Below are 17987 nucleotides of genomic sequence, written 5' to 3' on the forward strand. Positions count from 1 at the left end.
ATCACTCTCCTAAAAAAGTAGTCAATGCCAATTCAAGTTTTCGTAATGCTTGTCCCCGATGACTGATGGACGCTTTTTCACTTTTCGTCAACTCGGCTGCCGTCTGATTCAAGGACGGGATGATAAACAACGGATCGTAACCGAAGCCGTTTGTTCCCTTCCGTTCAAAACCGATCGTCCCTTCCATCGTTCCGCGTACGGTTAACGTTTCACCGGACGGTTTTGCAAGAGACAAGGCGCAGACAAAACGGGCAGTCCGTTTTTCTGTTGGTACGTCAGTCAGTTTTTCCAGCAACAACGTGTTGTTCGCTTCGTCTGATTTGTCCTCACCCGCAAATCGGGCGGAATAGACACCTGGCGCTCCGTCCAAAGCATCTACTTCAAGACCGGAGTCATCCGACAGCACGGCATGACCAAAATAAGCTGCCGCTTCTCTTGATTTCAATTCGGCATTTTCTTCAAACGTCGAACCGGTCTCATCCGTCTCCGGAGCCGTTTCGTAGTCGAGCAAGGATTCGACATCATATCCGAGTCGTCCAAGCATCTCCTTGAATTCATTTACTTTACCAGCATTTCTGGTCGCGACGATAATTTTCATCGGTGCTCCACCTCTTCTCCGACATACCACCAGGAAGCACCTAATGCTTGTTCAGCCGCCTGAAGCAGTTCCTCAATACCCTTTTCCCCAAGTTCCAGCATATCGAGCATTTCGCGACGTGAAAATGTTGCTTCTTCGCCCGTTGCCTGAAGTTCCACAATTTTACCGGACGATGTCATGACAAGATTCAAATCGACGTCTGCTGCAGCGTCTTCTTCATAACAAAGATCAAGTAACAAATCCGTCCCGACTTTACCGACCGAAACTGCCGCGATGCCCTCCTTGATTGGTGTGTCCGTTAACTTCCCGCTTTGAATCAGTCCATCGACCGCTAAGACGAGTGCTAAAAAACCACCCGTGATTGCAGCCGTTCGTGTCCCGCCATCTGCCTGCAACACGTCACAGTCAATCCAAACTGTCCGTTCGCCTAATTTTTCAAGATTGACGACAGAACGTAACGCCCGGCTGATCAAACGCTGAATCTCCATCGTCCGTCCGGTTTGTTTCCCGCGGACCGACTCACGACCGGTCCGTTGCGCCGTTGCGCGTGGCAACATCGCATATTCGGCATTGATCCACCCTTGACGTTTCCCGCGTAAAAACGGCGGGACTTTTTCTTCGACCGTTGCTGTACATAAGACACGCGTATCCCCGACTGAAATCAGAACGGATCCTTCTGCGTGTTTATTGACACCCGTCTCGAAATGAATCGTTCGCATGTCTGCTTGTGCTCTTTGATCTAAACGCATTTTTCTTCCTCCGTTCCTAACACTAACCGTTTGGCTTGAATCGGTTGATTTAACCAGTCACTCGCAATCCGTTCAAAAGACCGTGTATCTCCGGTCGCATGGTAGACATGTTCCGGGACGGTGTCATGGGATGCTGTGATTCCGTTGTAATCCAGTAAGGCACCAACTTCAAGCGCCGTCTCATCCCCAGAAGAAATCAATTGAACATTCGGTCCGATGACTCGTCCAATCACTTCTGCCAGTAACGGATAATGGGTACAGCCTAAAATCAACGTATCCATGTCATAGGCGAGCAACGGTTTTAATGTATTGGCGACGACACGCTCGACATAAGCTCCCGTGGTCTGTGAAGACTCGACGAGTGGAACGAATGGCGGACAAGCCAGTGATTCTACGACGACCTGCCCTTCGACGTGACGCAAGGCTTTTTCATATGAGTTACTTTCAATCGTCATTTTTGTGCCGATGACACCGATTCGTTTTGTCCGTGTGACTTTGACCGCCGCACGTGCTCCCGGATCGATGACGCCGATGATTGGAATCGACAACTTTTGTCGTGCTTCTTTTAAGACGACCGCCGTTGCCGTATTGCAGGCGATGACGATCAGTTTGACATCTTGCGCAACGAGGAAATCAATCATTTCCCAAGTAAACTGGCGAATCTCTTCTTCTGGTCGAGGACCGTACGGACACCGCAATGTGTCTCCGACATATATGATTTGTTCATGGGGAAGCTGACGCATCAATTCACGCGCCACGGTCAATCCACCTACCCCAGAATCTAATACTCCAATTGATCTGTTCACGTTTTCCCCTCACCTTCCTCTCTCATATGGTAACAAAAAAGGACGACGGTGCAAGACCGGCGTCCAAGAATGTACGATAAAGGATTACTGAGCAAGACCTTCGCTTGTCAGCATATCTGAAAGAGTCGTGATTGCTTCAGAAGCATCGTCACCGTTTGCAACGATTTTGATGTCTGAATCTTTTGCGATTCCGAGTGAAAGAACACCCATGATCGACTTGAGGTTAACAGTCTTCCCGTTGTACTCCAAGTTGATGTCTGATTGGAATTTAGAAGCTGTGTTGACGAGTTGTGTTGCCGGACGAGCATGAATGCCTGAATCCGCGATGACTTTGAATGTTTTTTCCATGATTAAGAAATCTCCCTCCACTAATAACGTACTAGTGAGTCGTTTTCGAATATGTGAACTCATTATCAAATGATAACGGATTCGAATCGATTCTGCAAGGAATTTTTATACGCTTCATTCCAAGCAAACGCATTCCCGGAACGATCAATCTGCACCATCGAGGTCCGACCGGTGAACATCAATTCATCCTGTTCGCTGAACGCGGCATAATGGACGTCACAAGAGGCGGTTCCGACCTGAACCGGATAGGCATAGACGGCAAGACGTGCCCGCGGATAGACTTGCCGGATGTAATTGCACTGGGCGTCCGCAACGACGACGATCCCGTCATCGGCCAGTGAATACCCTGTCTCTTCGAGCATCAATGTCCGCACATCCTCGAAATAGACGAACGGAACCCGGTTGTTCATATGTCCATAGGCATCGGTTTCCGCAAATCGAACGGCGACATCAAGCCGCGTCCCATGTTTCATTTGCTCCAACCATTGATCGAGATCATTAATATAACTAGGTACACGCACGACACTTTCCTCCTCTAAAATATAAAAAGAAGGAGCAAGGCCCCTTCTTTAATTTTATCGTTTATTATTGACTGACTGCTTCTCCCGTACGTCCTTCGTCACTGCCGAAGAACTTTTTGAAGGAGTGGAGCGTCGTTTGACGGTTCATCGCTGCGATTGAAGTCGTCAACGGAATTCCTTTTGGACACACTTCCACACAGTTTTGTGCGTTACCGCACTGCATGATGCCGCCGTCTTCCATCAAGGCTTCCAACCGTTCTTCTTTATGATACGCTCCTGTCGGATGCGAGTTGAACAAACGGACTTGTGAAATCGAAGCCGGACCGATGAAGTTCGAACGGTCATTGACGTTCGGACATGCTTCCAGGCAAACACCGCATGTCATACATTTTGATAGTTCGTATGCCCATTGACGTTTGTTTTCCGGCATACGGGGTCCAGGACCCAAATCATACGTTCCGTCAATCGGCACCCATGCTTTAACTTTTTTCAAGGCATCAAACATCCGTTGCCGGTCGACCTGAAGGTCACGAACGATCGGGAACGTCTGCATCGGCTGAAGACGGATCGGTTGTTCGAGTTTATCGACGAGCGCCGTACAAGATTGACGAGGCGTTCCGTTGATGACCATCGAACACGCGCCGCATACTTCTTCGAGACATCCCATGTCCCAGTTAATCGGCGTCGTTTTTTCGCCTGCTGCGTTGACAGGATTCCGACGAATCTCCATCAGTGCCGAAATGACGTTCATATTCGGACGATAAGGCACTTCAAATGCTTCATCATAAGCTTTCCCATCCGGTCCATCCTGACGTTGTACGATGAACTGAACCGGTTTTTGATTCGTTTTCTGTTCGAGTGGTGTCGCCATTATGCCTTCACCTCTTTCTTCGACTTCTTACTGTAGTCGCGTTTACGTGGTGGAATCAGTGATGTATCGACTTCTTCGTAATAGATTTCCGGATGACCGTTTGTATAACGTGCCATCGTCGTTTTCAAGAACCGTTCGTCATCACGTTCCGGGAAGTCCGGTTTGTAATGGGCGCCACGACTCTCATCGCGTTGTAAGGCACCAAGCGTAATCGCTTCCGCGAGATCAAGCATGTGGTCAAGTTGACGAATGAATGACGCTCCTTGGTTGCTCCAACGTGCTGTATCCGTTGCTGAAATCCGCGTGAAGCGTTCACGCAGTTCATGAATTTTATCCAGTGTCTGTTCGAGTTTATCGTTGTAACGAACAACCGTTACATTGTCGGTCATGACCTCACCGAGTTCACGGTGAATTTGATACGCGTTTTCCGTCCCTTCCATTGCCAGAATATCGTTGAAACGATTGATCTCAGCAATCTTGTGGGCTTCCACGACTTCTTCCGGCATATCATGAACCGATTTATCAAGTTCGTTCATATAGGCGATTGCTGAAGGTCCCGCTACCATCCCACCGTAAACAGCGGACAATAAGGAGTTGGCTCCAAGACGGTTTCCACCGTGCATCGAGTAATCACATTCACCGGATGCGAACAATCCTGGGATGTTCGTCATCTGATCGTAGTCGACCCATAATCCGCCCATCGAATAATGGACCGCCGGGAAGATTTTCATTGGTACTTTACGCGGATCGTCCCCGACGAATTTTTCGTAAATCTCAAGAATTCCGCCGAGTTTAACGTCGAGTTCTTTTGCATCTTTATGAGAAAGATCAAGATAGACCATGTTTTCCCCGTTGACGCCGAGCTTCTGATTGACACAAACATCAAAGATTTCACGTGTCGCGATATCACGCGGTACGAGATTTCCGTATGCCGGGTACTTTTCTTCAAGGAAATACCATGGTTTTCCGTCTTTATACGTCCAGACACGACCACCTTCACCACGCGCTGATTCGCTCATGAGACGAAGTTTGTCGTCCCCCGGAATCGCTGTCGGGTGGATTTGGATGAACTCCCCGTTCGCATAGATGGCACCTTGGCGGTAAACCGCTGCTGCCGCCTGTCCTGTATTGATGACCGAGTTCGTCGATTTACCGAAGATGACACCCGGACCACCTGTTGCCAAAATGACGGAATCGGCTGCAAACGCCTCGATTTCCATCGATCGTAAATCCTGACATACCGCACCACGACAAATTCCTTCTTCGTCAATGATTGCGCGAAGGAATTCCCATCCTTCATACTTCTCTACCAAACCTTGCGCTTCAAACTTACGCACCTGTTCATCCAGTGCGTACAATAACTGTTGCCCCGTCGTCGCACCGGCATATGCTGTCCGGTGGTGTAACGTTCCGCCGAAACGACGGAAATCGAGTAACCCTTCCGGTGTCCGGTTGAACATGACGCCCATCCGGTCGAACATATGGATGATTTTTGGTGCTGCTTCCGTCATCTTTTGGACCGGTGGTTGGTTCGCTAAGAAATCGCCGCCATAAACCGTATCGTCGAGATGTTGGTAAGGCGAATCGCCTTCCCCCTTCGTATTGACGGCACCATTGATTCCACCCTGTGCGCAAACGGAGTGTGACCGTTTTACGGGCACGAGTGAAAACAATTTGACCGGTACGCCTTGTTCAGCTGCTTTTATCGTAGCCATCAAGCCGGCGAGACCTCCACCGATGATGACAAGATTTTTATTCGCCATGTTGTTAGTTCCCCTTTCCTTACAACACGCCTGCAAACGTCAAGATCGAGCGTACGCCTACAAACGATAATCCGATGAATACGAGGGCGGCCACATACGACATCGCCTTTTGAGAAGCAGGTGACTGTGTGATTCCCCATGTGATGCAGAACGTCCAAAGTCCGTTCGCGAGGTGGAACGTCGTCGCCAAGATTCCGACGATGTAGAAAGCAAGCATGAAGCCGTTATCCACGATATTTTGCATCATACTCGCATCAACAGCGGTTCCCATGGCTGCTGCAACCCGTGTTTCCCAAACGTGCCACGTGATGAACACGACAAGAAAGACGCCGGAGAAACGTTGCAGCACATACATCCAGTTCCGGAAGTATGTATAACGACCTGTATTCGCCGAACCTGTAAACGCGATGTACACACCGTAGACACCGTGCAGGATGATTGGAATGAAGATGACAAACACTTCCAAGAACAACCGATACGGAACGCTCCCCACGATATCCGCAGCCTTATTAAAGTCTTCCTCGCCACGAACGATGAAATAGTTCGTCGTAAAATGAGAAAGTAAAAATAACCCGATTGGAATGACGCCGAGCAGTGAGTGTATTTTACGCCCCACGAAATCACGATGATTCGCCATCCAAATCCCCCCTTTTGTTTGCCAATCAAACGTTGGCGCATTTTGGTAGAAAAGCGCTTTCATAAGGAAATTCGTCTTTTCATCACTTATTCTACTCCTGTCCTTTTTATAAGACAACCCGAGCCGTTGCATTTAACTGCAAATAACTGCAAATTTTTTTAGGAAAACAATGACCCATCAGAATTACCTCGCTATAATAGTTTCAGAGATAGGAGTGATTGCTGATGGATTCGGTACCAAATCCCTCTTCCACATTCGGAATCGAATTGATTCGTGACTATGTGTTGACGGACTTATTAGGAACAGATTATCGCCAGGTCATCTATTGGGCGGGAAAACGATTGGCACGTGAATTTCCCGTCTTGAGCATCGAAGAAGTGACACCATTTTTCTACGAAGCCGGTTGGGGACAGTTAGAGTTAAAGAAGCAAAAAGGAACATCTGCAACATTTCTTTTGACACCGCCAGAATCGACACGGACAGAACGTCCGGCAGGTTATTTCCAGCTTGAAGCCGGCTTTTTGGCAGAACAGTTCGCCAAAATGAATGGCTGTGTGGCGGAAGGATATGCGGAATGGCAGAAGGATCATGTCCAGATCATGATTGAGATTGATCCTAAAGATCCGATCGAGCGCTCTGTTTAAAACAGACACAGGAATCTAGTCATCAATGGCGAATTCTTGAAACATGAAACCTTTTTATTGAATTGCCGTATCAATAATCGACCCCATTCATCAAAGGAGGAATTTTTATGTTCAAGAAACTAGCAGCCGATTTAACAGGATTCAGTGATATTGGGCAAGTGATTCACCCTGACGACTTTGATAAAGCCGCCGCCGATGATTACGTGTTACATGAAGACGGTGAAAAAATTTATTTTCTGATCAAATCAAAAACAGATGAATACTGCTTTACGAATTTGGCCCTTGTGCATCTGGATGGCGAGAGTGCCGTCAGTTCAAAACGTGTTCTCTATCGTTATCCATACGCCCATTATCCGATTCGTCACGTCATGTTCGAAACGGCCGGAACGGTTGATCTTGATGTCGAAATCAAGTTTGAAATTGGCGGAAAACATTATTCGATCGACGTCGATAAAAAACAGTTGGAACATGTAAAGGACTTGTATAAAGCCCTTCTTGCCATTGCCGAAAAACAATATGAAGGACAAAAGATGCTTGAGTTTGCGAACAACTCACTCAATCATTCCGTCACGATTCTTGGTGGTCTCCGTCAAGGTGACATGAACGTGCCGCAAACGTTCAAAGATTTGTCGCAAGAGTCCTTCGACTGGTTACAAGGACATTACTACAAATGGAACCAAAAAGACTTCGGATCATTTTACGAAAAATACATTAATAACTAAGTAATAAATCAGGCACATCGAGCTATCGGTGTGCCTGATTGCATATTTGTACTGATTTTCAGACGGAAAGGAGAACCGACATGAGCTTTTGGACTTGGTTCGCCATCGCGCTTGTATTGACTGTCAGTGTCATCGCATCCACTTCTCAAAAAAAGAGCGAAAGAAAACATGTTCTTTTTCTAGCAGGATTTTTAATCCTTGCCTGCCTGTTTTTAATCTGGTGGTTCACAAGGTGACTACATAATGCTTTTGCTGAACCGTTTGTTTGCTGACACTGATATCAAAAAAGATATCCGTATACAACAGAGGATCCGACTTCTAGCTGAAGCCGGATCCTCTGTTTGTCGTCAACGATTCAACTAAGTTCTACTCATTCCTCATTCGTCTGACTGAGATACTCCGCAACCGTCTCCGCTAATTTGGTTGGTAAACCAGCTTCCGTCAATTGTTCGATGTTGGCTTTTTTCAAACTGCGCATCGATCCGAAATGACGAATCAATTGTTGGCGCCGTTTGGGACCAACACCCGGAATGTCGTCAAGAAGTGAACGCGTCATGCCTTTTGAACGTAACGAACGGTGGAACGTAATCGCAAAGCGGTGCACCTCGTCCTGCATCCGTTGCAACAAATAAAACGCACTGGATCGGGGGTGCAGTTCAATTAATCGTCCGCCTTCCCCAAACAACAGTTGACTCGTCCGGTGCTTGTCGTCTTTTTTTAGTGAACCGACAGGCAGGGATAAGCCGAGTTCATCTTGAATCACTTCAAGTGCCGCATTGAGTTGACCCAGTCCACCATCGATCAATACAAGATCCGGTAGACGGGCACCTTCCAGTAACAGACGGCGGTATCGGCGTCGGACGATTTCCCGCATCGATTCATAATCATCCGGTCCTTTGACGGTCTTGATCTTGAATTTCCGGTACTCTTTTTTGAGCGGTTTTCCGTCTTCAAAGACGACAAGTGCCGACACGGCATCCGCCCCTTGGATATTGGCATTATCGATGATTTCGATGCGTGATAGAGGATGGACATCAATTGCGTCTGCCAGTTCTTGAACCGCCTGAACGGTTTTCTTTTCATCACGGGCAATCAATTCAAAACGTTCGCCAATCGCGTTCTCGGCATTTTTCGTGGCAAGATCCAATAATTTACGTTTTGAACCGCGGACCGGGACATGGACACGAAGACCAATCGCTTCCTTGAGCAACATCTGATTGACGAGCGGCGGGACGTAAATTTCACTTGGTTTGATGTTTTTTTCGTAAAATTGAACGATGAAACTTTCCAATTCTTCCGCTGCCGTTCCGTAAATCGGAAACAGTGATACATCCCGTTCAATCATTTTTCCACCACGTAAGAAGAAGACTTGGACACACATCCAGCCTTTATCGACATAAATCCCGAACACGTCGCGGGACGTCAGGTCTGCCGTGATCATATTTTGTTTATTCATGATCGACTCGATGGCCCGAACTTGGTCACGCAGTTCACCGGCCCGTTCGAATTCCATGGCTTCTGCTGCACTGCCCATCTTCTCTTGAAGGGACTGGACAAGGTCTTTTGTTTCACCGGACAGAAAACGACGGATTTCCGCGACGATCTCCTTTTGCTCATTTTCCAGATTCGGAATCTCACAAGGACCGAGACACTGACCGATATGGTAATACAAACACAGTTTTTTCGGCATCGGCTGACACTTTCGAAGTGGATACAGACGGTCGAGCAGACGTTTGGTTTCGTTTGCCGCGTAGGCATTCGGATAGGGACCAAAATAATGTCCCCCGTCTTTCTTTAATTTACGGGTCGTGATCAGACGCGGATATGTTTCGTTCGTGATTTTCAGATACGGATAAGATTTATCGTCTTTCAGCATGATGTTGTATTTCGGATCATGTTTTTTGATCAGTGTCATTTCAAGCAAAAGCGCTTCTAGTTCACTCGCTGTAATGATGTACTCAAAATCACGGATGTCCGCAACGAGACGTTCGGTTTTCAAATCATGTGCACCGGTAAAGTAAGACCGGACACGATTTTTTAGATTTTTGGCTTTTCCGACATAAATGACTTCTCCAAATTGGTTTTTGTGCAAATAACATCCTGGTTCATCAGGTAAAAGGGATAGTTTCGCCTTGATATGTTCTTGATGACTCACAAAAATGTCTCCTTCCACCGTTTCTAGTTTTACGTTATAGGGTAAATATCTTACATTGATTATGACATATGGGGGATAAAAAATGCGTACATATGATTGCATTGTATTAGGAACAGGCGCAGCCGGGAATCAGGCTGCTTATAAATTTGCTGAAAAAGGACTTCGCGTGGCGATTATCGAAAACTTCACACCGGGCGGAACATGCTCACAACGGGGATGCGATGCCAAAAAAATTCTTTTGACCGGCAGTGAAGCGAAAGATGCTGTTGAACGCTTACTCGGATATGGTTTGAAAGGATTGGTTTCCATCGATTGGCGCCAACTGATGGAACGAAAAAATGAGTATACACGCGCGATTCCGGAACAAACACGAAATCGTTACGATGATTTGGGCATTGATTACTACCACGGCGAACCCCGCTTCTTGTCCAATAAGAAGTTGCTCGTCGACGATATCGAGTTGGAGGCGGAACAGTTTTTGATTGCTACCGGTCTTCGCCCGCGTGAGCTTTCGGTTCCGGGCAGTGAGCGTTTCTTGAACAGCAATGAATTTTTGGAGTTGCGTGACGTACCGCGTCGGCTTGTCTGTATCGGCGGCGGTTACATTTCCTTTGAATTTGCGCATCTCGCGCGAATCGCCGGCGCGGAAGTAACGATGGTCTTACGTTCAACTGCACTGAAACAATTCGAACAGGAGTTGGTTGCGGTCTTACTGGAAGCGACGGAAGCTCTTGGCATTCACATCATCCATGAGACGGAAGTGGTCTCTTATGAGGAGACGACACTCGCTTTATCCAACGGAACAAACGTCCAGGCAGATGTTGTCTTGAATGCGACAGGTCGCGTCGCAAGCATCGATTCTCTGGACTTAAATAAAGCAGGAGTCATCTTTGAGGACAAAGGGATCCGTGTCAATGATTACCTGCAGTCGTCTGCTCCGAACATCTACGCAGCGGGTGACGTCGCGGTCAGCGGAAATCCGGCACTGACTCCTTTTGCGGGGACCGAAGGACGTCTCGCTGCCTGTAACATGCTCGAAGGTAACACAAGAACACTCGAGTTGCTGCCTGTTCCAAGTATCGTCTTTACTGCCCCGAATCTTGCACAGGTTGGCCAGACGGAAGCACGTCTAAAAAAGAGCAACGTCCGCTACCGCGGAAAATTGATTGACACATCCAGTTGGCAAACAAATGTCCGGATCAAAGATCCGTTTGCTCGGGCAAAAGTGTTAATCGGAGAAGATGATCAAATTCTTGGTGCTCACTTCATCGGTGTTCATGCTGCCGAACTGGCTAACTATTTTTCATTCGCCATGCAACACCGGATTCCAAGTTCTGCCCTTCAAAAAACGAGTTTTGCTTACCCGACGCCGGCGTCCGACATCGCTTCACTGCTCGAAGACTAATCGATGAAGGAGAGGATTCATATGGTACGGTACGGCTACACCATTCTGTACATCACAGATCCGGCCAAGACACGTTCGTTTTACCATGGACTGCTGGGTCTCCCGATCAAAGCGGAGCACGGGAGTTATACGGAATTTGAAACAGGGACGACCGTCCTTGCCTTTAACACAAAAGAAGACGTCCGTTCCATGATTCCCTACGAGCTCCCGGATAAAACCGGTCAACAATCGATCGAACTTGGCTTCGTGACGGATGATGTCCAGCAATTGTACGAAACAATCCGCGCTGCCGGTCATGAGACGATTTTGCCGCCGACGGAGAAACCATGGGGACAGATCGTTGCCTATGTGTTGGATCCAGATGGTCATTTGATTGAACTTTGTTCACCTGTCTCTTCCTCCAACTAAACAAAAAGATGGCATTCCGCCCATTGACGGAATGCCATCTTTTATATATCGTGCGTAGAATTAGTTAGATGTTTCAACGAATTCTTTTAATGCGTCTTTTGGCATGAAGCCCATTGTTTTGTTGACCGGTTGACCGTCTTTGAATAAGACGAGTGTTGGGATACTTTGAACTTGGAAAGCTCCTGCCACTTCCGGGTTAGCGTCAACATCGACTTTGACGATTTTTACGTCTTGCATATCCGCGTCAAGTTCTTCAAGAACTGGAGCGAGCATGCGACATGGTCCGCACCATGTTGCCCAGAAATCAACGAGAACGAGACCTTCTTGTGTATCTTCTTTAAATGATTGGCTAGTTGCGTGTACGATTGCCATTGAGAATAACCTCCTATTTTTAGATTGTCTTGACTTGTCGGTCAAAGCAATCTTTTTACTGACTTGAGTATAGCACAGCCCTACCTTACAACAAACGAAACTGCTCAGACAAGTCATCCCACAAAAAAAGAAGCAAAGAAGTTACTCTTTGCTCCTATTTCACACCTTAATGCACAAGCATTTTTTTGAATTCTGCCGTCAATAACGGCACGACATCAAACAGGTCCCCGACGATTCCGTAATCTGCAACCGAGAAGATGTTCGCTTCCGGATCTTTGTTGATGGCGACGATGACTTTCGCATTCGACATGCCGGCTAAATGTTGAATCGCTCCAGAAATACCACAGGCGATATATAAGTCTGGTGTAACGACTTTACCGGTCTGACCGATTTGTAAGGCGTAATCGCAATAGTCCGCGTCACACGCACCACGCGATGCACCGACCGCTCCACCGAGCAAGTCCGCCAATTCTTGGAGCGGCGCAAATCCATCAGCACTTTTGACGCCTCGTCCACCCGCGACGATGACTTTTGCTTCCGAAAGATCCACACCGCCTGTCGCTTTACGGACGACTTCCGAGACGATGGTCCGTAAATCCTTTAGTTCAACCGTCACGGATTCAACGGTTCCTTCCGAAGCACCTTCAGCCAGCGGTTCGATATTGTTCGGACGAACGGTAAAGAGAATCTTTCCTTCCGACACTTTTACTTTTTCAAAGGCTTTTCCTGAATAGATTGGACGGATGAAGGAAGCCTCCGTACCTGTTCCTTCGATCGACGTCACATCACTGATCAAGCCGGCTTGTAACTTCGCCGCGATTTTAGGTGACAGATCTTTCCCGAGCGACGTATGACCAAAGACGATGACGTCCGGTGCCACACGTTCAATCAGTTGCATGAAGACTTGTCCGTAACCGTCCGGTGTATAATGCTGCAACCGCTCGTCTTCGACGACGAGAACTTGATGGGCCCCTCGTGCAGCAAGTTGTGAGGCATCCGCTGCGACGTTTTGTCCGATCAGGGCCACCACGACTTCATCTGCCACTAGGTTCGCCGCAGCAATCGCTTCAAATGAAACATTCCGTAAATTACCGTCACGTGATTCTGCAAGTACAAGTGCTTTTGACATATCGTTTCTTCCCCCTTAAACAACTTTTGCTTCGTTGCGTAATAATGAAGCGAGTTCCTGTACTTGAACCGAAAGATCACCTTCGAGGATTTTACCGGCTGCTTTGTTTGGCGGTAAAAAACGTTCGATCGTCTCGAGTCGTGGTGCCAACTCGTCTTCATCCAATTCCAGGTCGGATAATTCAAGTTCTTCGAGCGGTTTCTTTTTCGCTTTCATGATGCCCGGAAGACTCGGATAACGTGGTTCATTTAATCCTTGTTGTGCGGTGACGAGTAACGGTAGCGACGTCTTGATGACTTCTGTATCCCCTTCTGCGTCACGTGTGACGACAGCATCCGTTCCTGTTAACTCAAGCTTCGTAATCGTCGTCACGTACGGAATATCCAGCAACTCCGCAACACGTGGCGCCACTTGTCCGCTTCCCCCGTCAACGGCGACATTCCCGGCGATGATCAAGTCCACCGTCTGCTCTTTCAAGTAACCGGCCAGGACTTCTGACACCGAATAGTGATCTGCTTCTTCGATATCATCTTCAATCGAGATACGGACCGCTTGATCAGCACCCATCGCAAGGGCAGTCCGGAGTTCTTTGTCCGCGTCCTCCGGTCCGACGGTGACGACCGTCACTGTTCCAGAATGGGCATCGCGAACACGAATCGCTTCTTCCACCGCATACTCATCATAAGGATTGATGATAAACTCGGCACCATCCTCTTCGATTTGACCATTTTCAAGTTGGATTGCCTCTTCCGTATCAAACGTTCGTTTTAACAAGACATAGATTTCCATTCTTCGTTCCCCCTCTGTCAACTTCTATTGACCACCATCATTTTTGTATCCGCTTACAAAAAGTTTGTTAGGAAAAGGGCTTAACTCAGCCCTTTGATTAACATCCGATGAATCCCGTGACGCGTCTCGAGCAAATCGTATTTAAATCCGCTCGCCATCCAACTTGTCACGACTTCGTCAATCGTTCCAAATACCATCTGTCTCGCCAATCGATAATCAAGCGTCTCTGAAAATTCGCCGGACTCCATCCCGTTTCGGATGACACGATCAATCAAGTGAAGATATGGTTTAAGCACCGTTGCGATATTGTGGCGCATCTCTTGATTGGATTGTCGTAACTCGATTTGGGTGACGACCGCTAAATCATAGTCCACCGACAGTTGCTCAAGGTGGGCTTCGATCAGCGCCGCCAGCTGTTGTGTCGCCGATTGATGAAGCGCAATTTGCGCTTCCGAATACTCGATGAAACTGCCCATCTTCGCTTGGAACAATGAAATCAACAGATGTTCCTTGTTCTTGAAGTAAAGATAAATCGTTCCGTCCGCTACGCCAGCTTCTTTGGCAATCGCTGTGACTTTGGCACCGTGGTACCCATTTTTTGCAATCACCTTGACTGCAGCATCAATGATGCGATCACTTTTAGACATCGTTCTTTTCATAAGGCTATCTCCTAACACATAAAATGAATGATGGTTCATTCATATTTATTCTATCATGTCTTTTTGAGCTGTCAACTGCTTTCTTCCAGCTGTTTTGCGCGTTCTTCCTCAATCAGTACCCGACGGAGAATTTTACCGACAAAGGTTTTCGGTAACTCCTGTCTGAACTCGTATTGTTTCGGTACTTTAAACGATGCCAGGCTTTTGCGGCAGAATTGATCGAGTTCTTCTTCCGTCGTTACACTGTCATCTTTCAAGACAATAAACGCCTTGACCGTTTCCCCCCGATAAGCGTCCGGAACCCCGATCACAACGGCTTCTTTCACCGCCGGATGTTCGTACAGGATTTCCTCGACTTCCCGCGGATAGATGTTAAAGCCTGATGCAATGATCAAATCTTTTTTCCGATCAACAATCCGGAAATAATGATCTTCTCCGACATATCCAAGATCCCCCGTATGCAACCAACCATCGCGTAAAACGGCTTGCGTGTCTTCCGGACGTTTCCAGTACCCCTTCATGACTTGCGGACCACGGACGAGAATTTCCCCGATTTCTCCAGGTGCGGCGGGTGTTTCTCCGTCCGGTTGGACAATCTTCGCAATCGTATCCGGAACAGGGATCCCCACCGATCCCGGGACACGTTTGTCCCAGATACAATTCGTATGCGTCACAGGGCTCGTTTCCGATAACCCGTATCCTTCAACGATCCGTCCGCCTGTCACCTGTTCAAATTTTTCCTGTACTTCAACCGGCAATGGTGCCGATCCCGAGATACACGCTTCGATTGATGACAAGTCATATTTTTTCAACTTCGGATGGTTCAACAAGCCGACATACATCGTCGGTGCCCCCGGGAACAGATTCGGTTTTTCCTTATCAATCGTCTTTAAGACTTGTTCCAAATCAAATTTTGGTAAAATGATTTGTTCATAGGCATTAAACATACCGAAGTTTAAATTACAGGTCATGCCGTAGACGTGGAAATAAGGCACGACGGCTAATAACTTCCGTCCATCCCCCCGCGAATACTTGTAGAACCACTGGCTGATCTGCTCTACGTTGGCACTCAAGTTAAAGTGGGTCAACATGACTCCTTTTGGTGCCCCGGTCGTTCCTCCTGTATATTGTAACACTGCGATGTCTTCTTTCGGATTGATTGCAATCGGTTCGATCATTTCAGCACCGCGGTGTGATAAAAACGGAATCGAACCGGTCGTATCAATGATGATGTTATTGTCTTTGCGGGATTTGATCGGATACAGCTTGTTTTTCGGAAAAGTCAGATAGTCAGCAATACTCGTTGTGACAACCGTTTTTAAAACCGTCGTTGCTTTGACGCGTGAGGCTTTCGGATACAGTAAATCCAACGTAACGAGAATCTTCGCACCGGAGTCGACCAAAATCTGTTCCAGCTCACGATCAGTATACAGCGGATTAACTTGGACGACTGTTCCACCTGCGTACAATACTGCATAATAACTGATCATATACTGGGGACAGTTCGGTAACATCAAACCGACCCGGTCACCCTTCTCGAGTCCGGCGTCTTGCAGGACTTGGGCAAAGCTTCGGGCCTCTTGGCGCACTTCCTGGAACGTCATGCGTTTCCCCAGAAAACTGAGTGCACGTCGTCCCGGAAATTCGTCTGCCGCCTCTTCAAGTGCTTGATAGAGCGGTATCTCGCGATAGGCGATTGATGCAGGTACTTGTTCCGGATAATCCTTTAACCATGCTGAATCCATTCCAATCCCTCCCTGTGACTGAATTACTATTCATTTTTATTATACGTGTAATTTGTCCACAGCGGCTAGTCCTGATCTAAAATAAATTTCACATTTTTCCCAATCAGAGGTATTTTGAGCACACCACAAAAAAACCACCTGCCCTTTCGCAAGTGGTTGCTTTAATCGATCGTTAACGTGACGGATAGGTGAACCCCTCACCGATGACTTCACGTACTTTATGAATGACAACAAAGGCACGGGGATCCGCCGCCTCGACAATTTGTTTCAGCGGTGCAAGTTGGCGTTTATCAACAATCATATACAGCATATCGTTTTTTTGTTTCGTGAAATGACCATGGCTGTGAATGACCGTCGCACTGCGGCCGAGTGTTTCCGTCAAAATCGTTGCGATTTCTTCCTGACGGTGACTGATGATTGTGACCGCTTCACGGACATTCAGTCCTTCGCTGACCAGATCAATTAAATACGAGCCGATGATGATGGCAATCAACGTATACAGCATCGTCTCTTCTCCAAACAGGAATCCGGAAGCACCGACGACCGTCACATCAATGATGAACATCGAAACGGCAATCCCTAAATTCAAATACTTGTTCATCAGCCGGGCAATGATGACACCGCCACCGGTCGTCCCGCCTGCGCGAATGACAAGCCCGATTCCAAGACCAATCAGAATTCCTGCGTAAATCGTCCCGATCAACCGGTTATCGGAAGCCGTCGCGAGCGACGCCGTTGCCGACAGGACAAATGAGGTCGTCGCAACTGAAATCACGGAATAAATCATCGTCTTCCGGCTCAAGAACCGGTATCCAATGATGAACAAGAGCGCATTCGCAATCAAGGACACCAACCCGGTATTCCAGCCGTACAGATAGTAGAAAATGACGGTAATCCCGATCAGTCCGCCTTCCGATAAGTCATTCGGGATCGTGAAGTAGTTAATCCCAAACGCAAGTATCGCTGAACCGACGATGATCCAAAAGATATCTTTCCAGGAAATCAGTTGCATCGCTTCAAAAGCGCGCCGCCGTATTTCATTTGTATTGGTTTTTCTTACATTCATGTAGTTTCCTCCTTCGTTTTTCTTTCGTGTGACCCAATAAAAATTCCGTACTGAATCGAGCTCAGTACGGAATAATCACTTGGCACAGCCAGTTCTTTTAATTCATGAAAATCCAAAGTATGCCGACGACCAAAAAGGCAATCGATACGCCGAACATGATTTTTGCTAACCGTTCTAACACGTGCTCACCCCACTAACGCCGAACCAATGACATAAGACATGCCGATTGATAATGAACAGGAAATGATCCCGACCGCGATATTTCCTTTTTCGATCTCTCGGTCAACCGGGAGATTCGGTGTCAAGAATTCAAAAATCCAATAAGTCGAAATCAGTAATAAAAATCCGAACGCACTTTCTAAAAAGATGGCACCCACACGTTGTTCACTTTGAACGGCGAAATGAACGATGTTCGCCAGACCAATGATCTTGCCACCCGTTGCGAGGGCTACCGCAATGTTTCCACTCTTGATATGTTCCCAGTTTCGGTACCGGGTTGTCAACTCAAAAAGTGCCAAGCCCATAATGATCAATAATCCGGCCACCGAATATAAAGCCGTCGTATAGACATAGACGTTTTCAAAAATATTCACCTGACGC

The 17987-nt window shown here is 47.4% G+C and carries 20 protein-coding genes; 4 read left to right on the forward strand and 16 right to left on the reverse strand.

Features of this window, described 5'->3' with window-relative positions:
* Window position 1: 1 nt before the first annotated feature.
* The 8 genes from D3D03_RS07860 to D3D03_RS07895 all read right to left on the reverse strand — a co-directional run bounded on the left by D3D03_RS07860 (window position 2) and on the right by D3D03_RS07895 (window position 6293).
* Complete coding sequence (locus tag D3D03_RS07860) at window positions 2-598, reverse strand: XTP/dITP diphosphatase (RefSeq protein ID WP_119923282.1); 597 nt, start codon at window positions 596-598, stop codon at window positions 2-4.
* Window positions 595-1347 carry a ribonuclease PH gene (gene rph, locus D3D03_RS07865; protein WP_028105894.1) on the reverse strand — a complete coding sequence of 251 codons (753 nt, stop codon included), beginning with the start codon at window positions 1345-1347 and terminating at the stop codon, window positions 595-597. The genes D3D03_RS07860 and rph overlap by 4 nt, the downstream gene beginning before the upstream one ends.
* Window positions 1338-2153 carry a glutamate racemase gene (gene racE / locus D3D03_RS07870; RefSeq protein WP_119923283.1) on the reverse strand — a complete coding sequence of 272 codons (816 nt, stop codon included), beginning with the start codon at window positions 2151-2153 and terminating at the stop codon, window positions 1338-1340. Before racE ends, rph begins: the two co-directional genes overlap by 10 nt.
* Window positions 2154-2237: 84 nt before the next feature.
* On the reverse strand, window positions 2238-2501 hold the full coding sequence (locus D3D03_RS07875) for a phosphocarrier protein HPr (RefSeq protein WP_012371023.1): 264 nt from the start codon (window positions 2499-2501) through the stop codon (window positions 2238-2240).
* Between the two features lie 65 nt (window positions 2502-2566).
* Entirely contained in the window at window positions 2567-3022 is a 456-nt protein-coding gene (locus tag D3D03_RS07880; RefSeq protein WP_026832387.1) for an acyl-CoA thioesterase, read from the reverse strand.
* Between the two features lie 64 nt (window positions 3023-3086).
* On the reverse strand, window positions 3087-3893 hold the full coding sequence (gene sdhB / locus D3D03_RS07885; RefSeq protein ID WP_026832386.1) for a succinate dehydrogenase iron-sulfur subunit: 807 nt from the start codon (window positions 3891-3893) through the stop codon (window positions 3087-3089).
* Entirely contained in the window at window positions 3893-5656 is a 1764-nt protein-coding gene (gene sdhA / locus D3D03_RS07890; RefSeq protein ID WP_026832385.1) for a succinate dehydrogenase flavoprotein subunit, read from the reverse strand. The genes sdhB and sdhA overlap by 1 nt, the downstream gene beginning before the upstream one ends.
* A gap of 19 nt (window positions 5657-5675) precedes the next feature.
* Window positions 5676-6293: a succinate dehydrogenase cytochrome b558 subunit gene (locus D3D03_RS07895; RefSeq protein WP_026832384.1), complete on the reverse strand. Its 618-nt coding sequence runs from the start codon at window positions 6291-6293 to the stop codon at window positions 5676-5678.
* Between the two features lie 224 nt (window positions 6294-6517).
* Between D3D03_RS07895 and D3D03_RS07900 the strand changes: the two genes are divergently transcribed.
* Both D3D03_RS07900 and D3D03_RS07905 read left to right on the forward strand, forming a co-directional pair.
* Window positions 6518-6937, forward strand: a complete 420-nt coding sequence (locus tag D3D03_RS07900) for a YslB family protein (protein ID WP_026832383.1) — start codon at window positions 6518-6520, stop codon at window positions 6935-6937.
* A gap of 107 nt (window positions 6938-7044) precedes the next feature.
* Window positions 7045-7659: a PH domain-containing protein gene (locus D3D03_RS07905; protein ID WP_026832382.1), complete on the forward strand. Its 615-nt coding sequence runs from the start codon at window positions 7045-7047 to the stop codon at window positions 7657-7659.
* 370 nt (window positions 7660-8029) lie between these two features.
* Here D3D03_RS07905 and uvrC read toward each other — a convergent pair whose 3' ends face one another.
* Window positions 8030-9814 carry an excinuclease ABC subunit UvrC gene (uvrC, locus tag D3D03_RS07910; RefSeq protein WP_119923284.1) on the reverse strand — a complete coding sequence of 595 codons (1785 nt, stop codon included), beginning with the start codon at window positions 9812-9814 and terminating at the stop codon, window positions 8030-8032.
* An 82-nt stretch (window positions 9815-9896) separates the two neighbouring features.
* Here uvrC and D3D03_RS07915 point away from each other — a divergent pair, with 82 nt between their 5' ends.
* A complete protein-coding gene (locus D3D03_RS07915; RefSeq protein WP_026832380.1) occupies window positions 9897-11219 on the forward strand; it encodes a dihydrolipoyl dehydrogenase family protein in 1323 nt (440 codons plus the stop codon).
* Between the two features lie 21 nt (window positions 11220-11240).
* Window positions 11241-11627 (forward strand): VOC family protein, encoded by a 387-nt coding sequence (locus D3D03_RS07920; RefSeq protein WP_026832379.1) that lies wholly within the window; start codon window positions 11241-11243, stop codon window positions 11625-11627.
* A 60-nt stretch (window positions 11628-11687) separates the two neighbouring features.
* On the opposite strand, the gene trxA is transcribed toward D3D03_RS07920, so the two are convergent.
* The 7 genes from trxA to D3D03_RS07955 form a co-directional block, all read right to left on the reverse strand.
* Window positions 11688-12116 (reverse strand): thioredoxin, encoded by a 429-nt coding sequence (trxA, locus tag D3D03_RS07925; RefSeq protein ID WP_255415517.1) that lies wholly within the window; start codon window positions 12114-12116, stop codon window positions 11688-11690.
* A gap of 49 nt (window positions 12117-12165) precedes the next feature.
* A complete protein-coding gene (locus D3D03_RS07930) occupies window positions 12166-13128 on the reverse strand; it encodes an electron transfer flavoprotein subunit alpha/FixB family protein (protein WP_028105889.1) in 963 nt (320 codons plus the stop codon).
* A 15-nt stretch (window positions 13129-13143) separates the two neighbouring features.
* Window positions 13144-13917 carry an electron transfer flavoprotein subunit beta/FixA family protein gene (locus D3D03_RS07935; protein ID WP_026832376.1) on the reverse strand — a complete coding sequence of 258 codons (774 nt, stop codon included), beginning with the start codon at window positions 13915-13917 and terminating at the stop codon, window positions 13144-13146.
* 80 nt (window positions 13918-13997) lie between these two features.
* Window positions 13998-14576 carry a fatty acid metabolism transcriptional regulator FadR gene (locus D3D03_RS07940; RefSeq protein WP_026832375.1) on the reverse strand — a complete coding sequence of 193 codons (579 nt, stop codon included), beginning with the start codon at window positions 14574-14576 and terminating at the stop codon, window positions 13998-14000.
* A 71-nt stretch (window positions 14577-14647) separates the two neighbouring features.
* Window positions 14648-16321, reverse strand: a complete 1674-nt coding sequence (locus D3D03_RS07945; RefSeq protein WP_035387583.1) for an AMP-binding protein — start codon at window positions 16319-16321, stop codon at window positions 14648-14650.
* Window positions 16322-16493: 172 nt separating this feature from the next.
* The gene (locus D3D03_RS07950) at window positions 16494-17387 is read right to left on the reverse strand and encodes a YitT family protein (protein ID WP_035414072.1); all 894 of its coding nucleotides are present in this window, start codon (window positions 17385-17387) and stop codon (window positions 16494-16496) included.
* A gap of 185 nt (window positions 17388-17572) precedes the next feature.
* Window positions 17573-17980, reverse strand: a complete 408-nt coding sequence (locus D3D03_RS07955) for a DUF350 domain-containing protein (RefSeq protein ID WP_012371039.1) — start codon at window positions 17978-17980, stop codon at window positions 17573-17575.
* Window positions 17981-17987: the final 7 nt, after the last annotated feature.

It is taken from the genome of Exiguobacterium sp. RIT452 (genome assembly GCF_003598705.1).
GTDB classification, from domain to species: Bacteria; Bacillota; Bacilli; order Exiguobacteriales; family Exiguobacteriaceae; genus Exiguobacterium_A; species Exiguobacterium_A undae.

Excerpts from the sequence above, each read along its gene's own strand:
- sdhB (WP_026832386.1), bottom strand. The coding sequence starts at position 3,893 with ATGGCGACACCACTCGAACAGAAAACGAATCAAAAACCGGTTCAGTTC.
- D3D03_RS07935 (WP_026832376.1), bottom strand. The coding sequence starts at position 13,917 with ATGGAAATCTATGTCTTGTTAAAACGAACGTTTGATACGGAAGAGGCA.
- rph (WP_028105894.1), bottom strand. The coding sequence starts at position 1,347 with ATGCGTTTAGATCAAAGAGCACAAGCAGACATGCGAACGATTCATTTC.
- D3D03_RS07945 (WP_035387583.1), bottom strand. The coding sequence starts at position 16,321 with ATGGATTCAGCATGGTTAAAGGATTATCCGGAACAAGTACCTGCATCA.
- D3D03_RS07860 (WP_119923282.1), bottom strand. The coding sequence starts at position 598 with ATGAAAATTATCGTCGCGACCAGAAATGCTGGTAAAGTAAATGAATTC.
- D3D03_RS07950 (WP_035414072.1), bottom strand. The coding sequence starts at position 17,387 with ATGAATGTAAGAAAAACCAATACAAATGAAATACGGCGGCGCGCTTTT.
- D3D03_RS07940 (WP_026832375.1), bottom strand. The coding sequence starts at position 14,576 with ATGAAAAGAACGATGTCTAAAAGTGATCGCATCATTGATGCTGCAGTC.
- D3D03_RS07930 (WP_028105889.1), bottom strand. The coding sequence starts at position 13,128 with ATGTCAAAAGCACTTGTACTTGCAGAATCACGTGACGGTAATTTACGG.
- trxA (WP_255415517.1), bottom strand. The coding sequence starts at position 12,116 with ATGACTTGTCTGAGCAGTTTCGTTTGTTGTAAGGTAGGGCTGTGCTAT.
- D3D03_RS07895 (WP_026832384.1), bottom strand. The coding sequence starts at position 6,293 with ATGGCGAATCATCGTGATTTCGTGGGGCGTAAAATACACTCACTGCTC.
- D3D03_RS07875 (WP_012371023.1), bottom strand. The coding sequence starts at position 2,501 with ATGGAAAAAACATTCAAAGTCATCGCGGATTCAGGCATTCATGCTCGT.
- D3D03_RS07915 (WP_026832380.1), top strand. The coding sequence starts at position 9,897 with ATGCGTACATATGATTGCATTGTATTAGGAACAGGCGCAGCCGGGAAT.
- sdhA (WP_026832385.1), bottom strand. The coding sequence starts at position 5,656 with ATGGCGAATAAAAATCTTGTCATCATCGGTGGAGGTCTCGCCGGCTTG.
- D3D03_RS07920 (WP_026832379.1), top strand. The coding sequence starts at position 11,241 with ATGGTACGGTACGGCTACACCATTCTGTACATCACAGATCCGGCCAAG.
- D3D03_RS07900 (WP_026832383.1), top strand. The coding sequence starts at position 6,518 with ATGGATTCGGTACCAAATCCCTCTTCCACATTCGGAATCGAATTGATT.
- D3D03_RS07905 (WP_026832382.1), top strand. The coding sequence starts at position 7,045 with ATGTTCAAGAAACTAGCAGCCGATTTAACAGGATTCAGTGATATTGGG.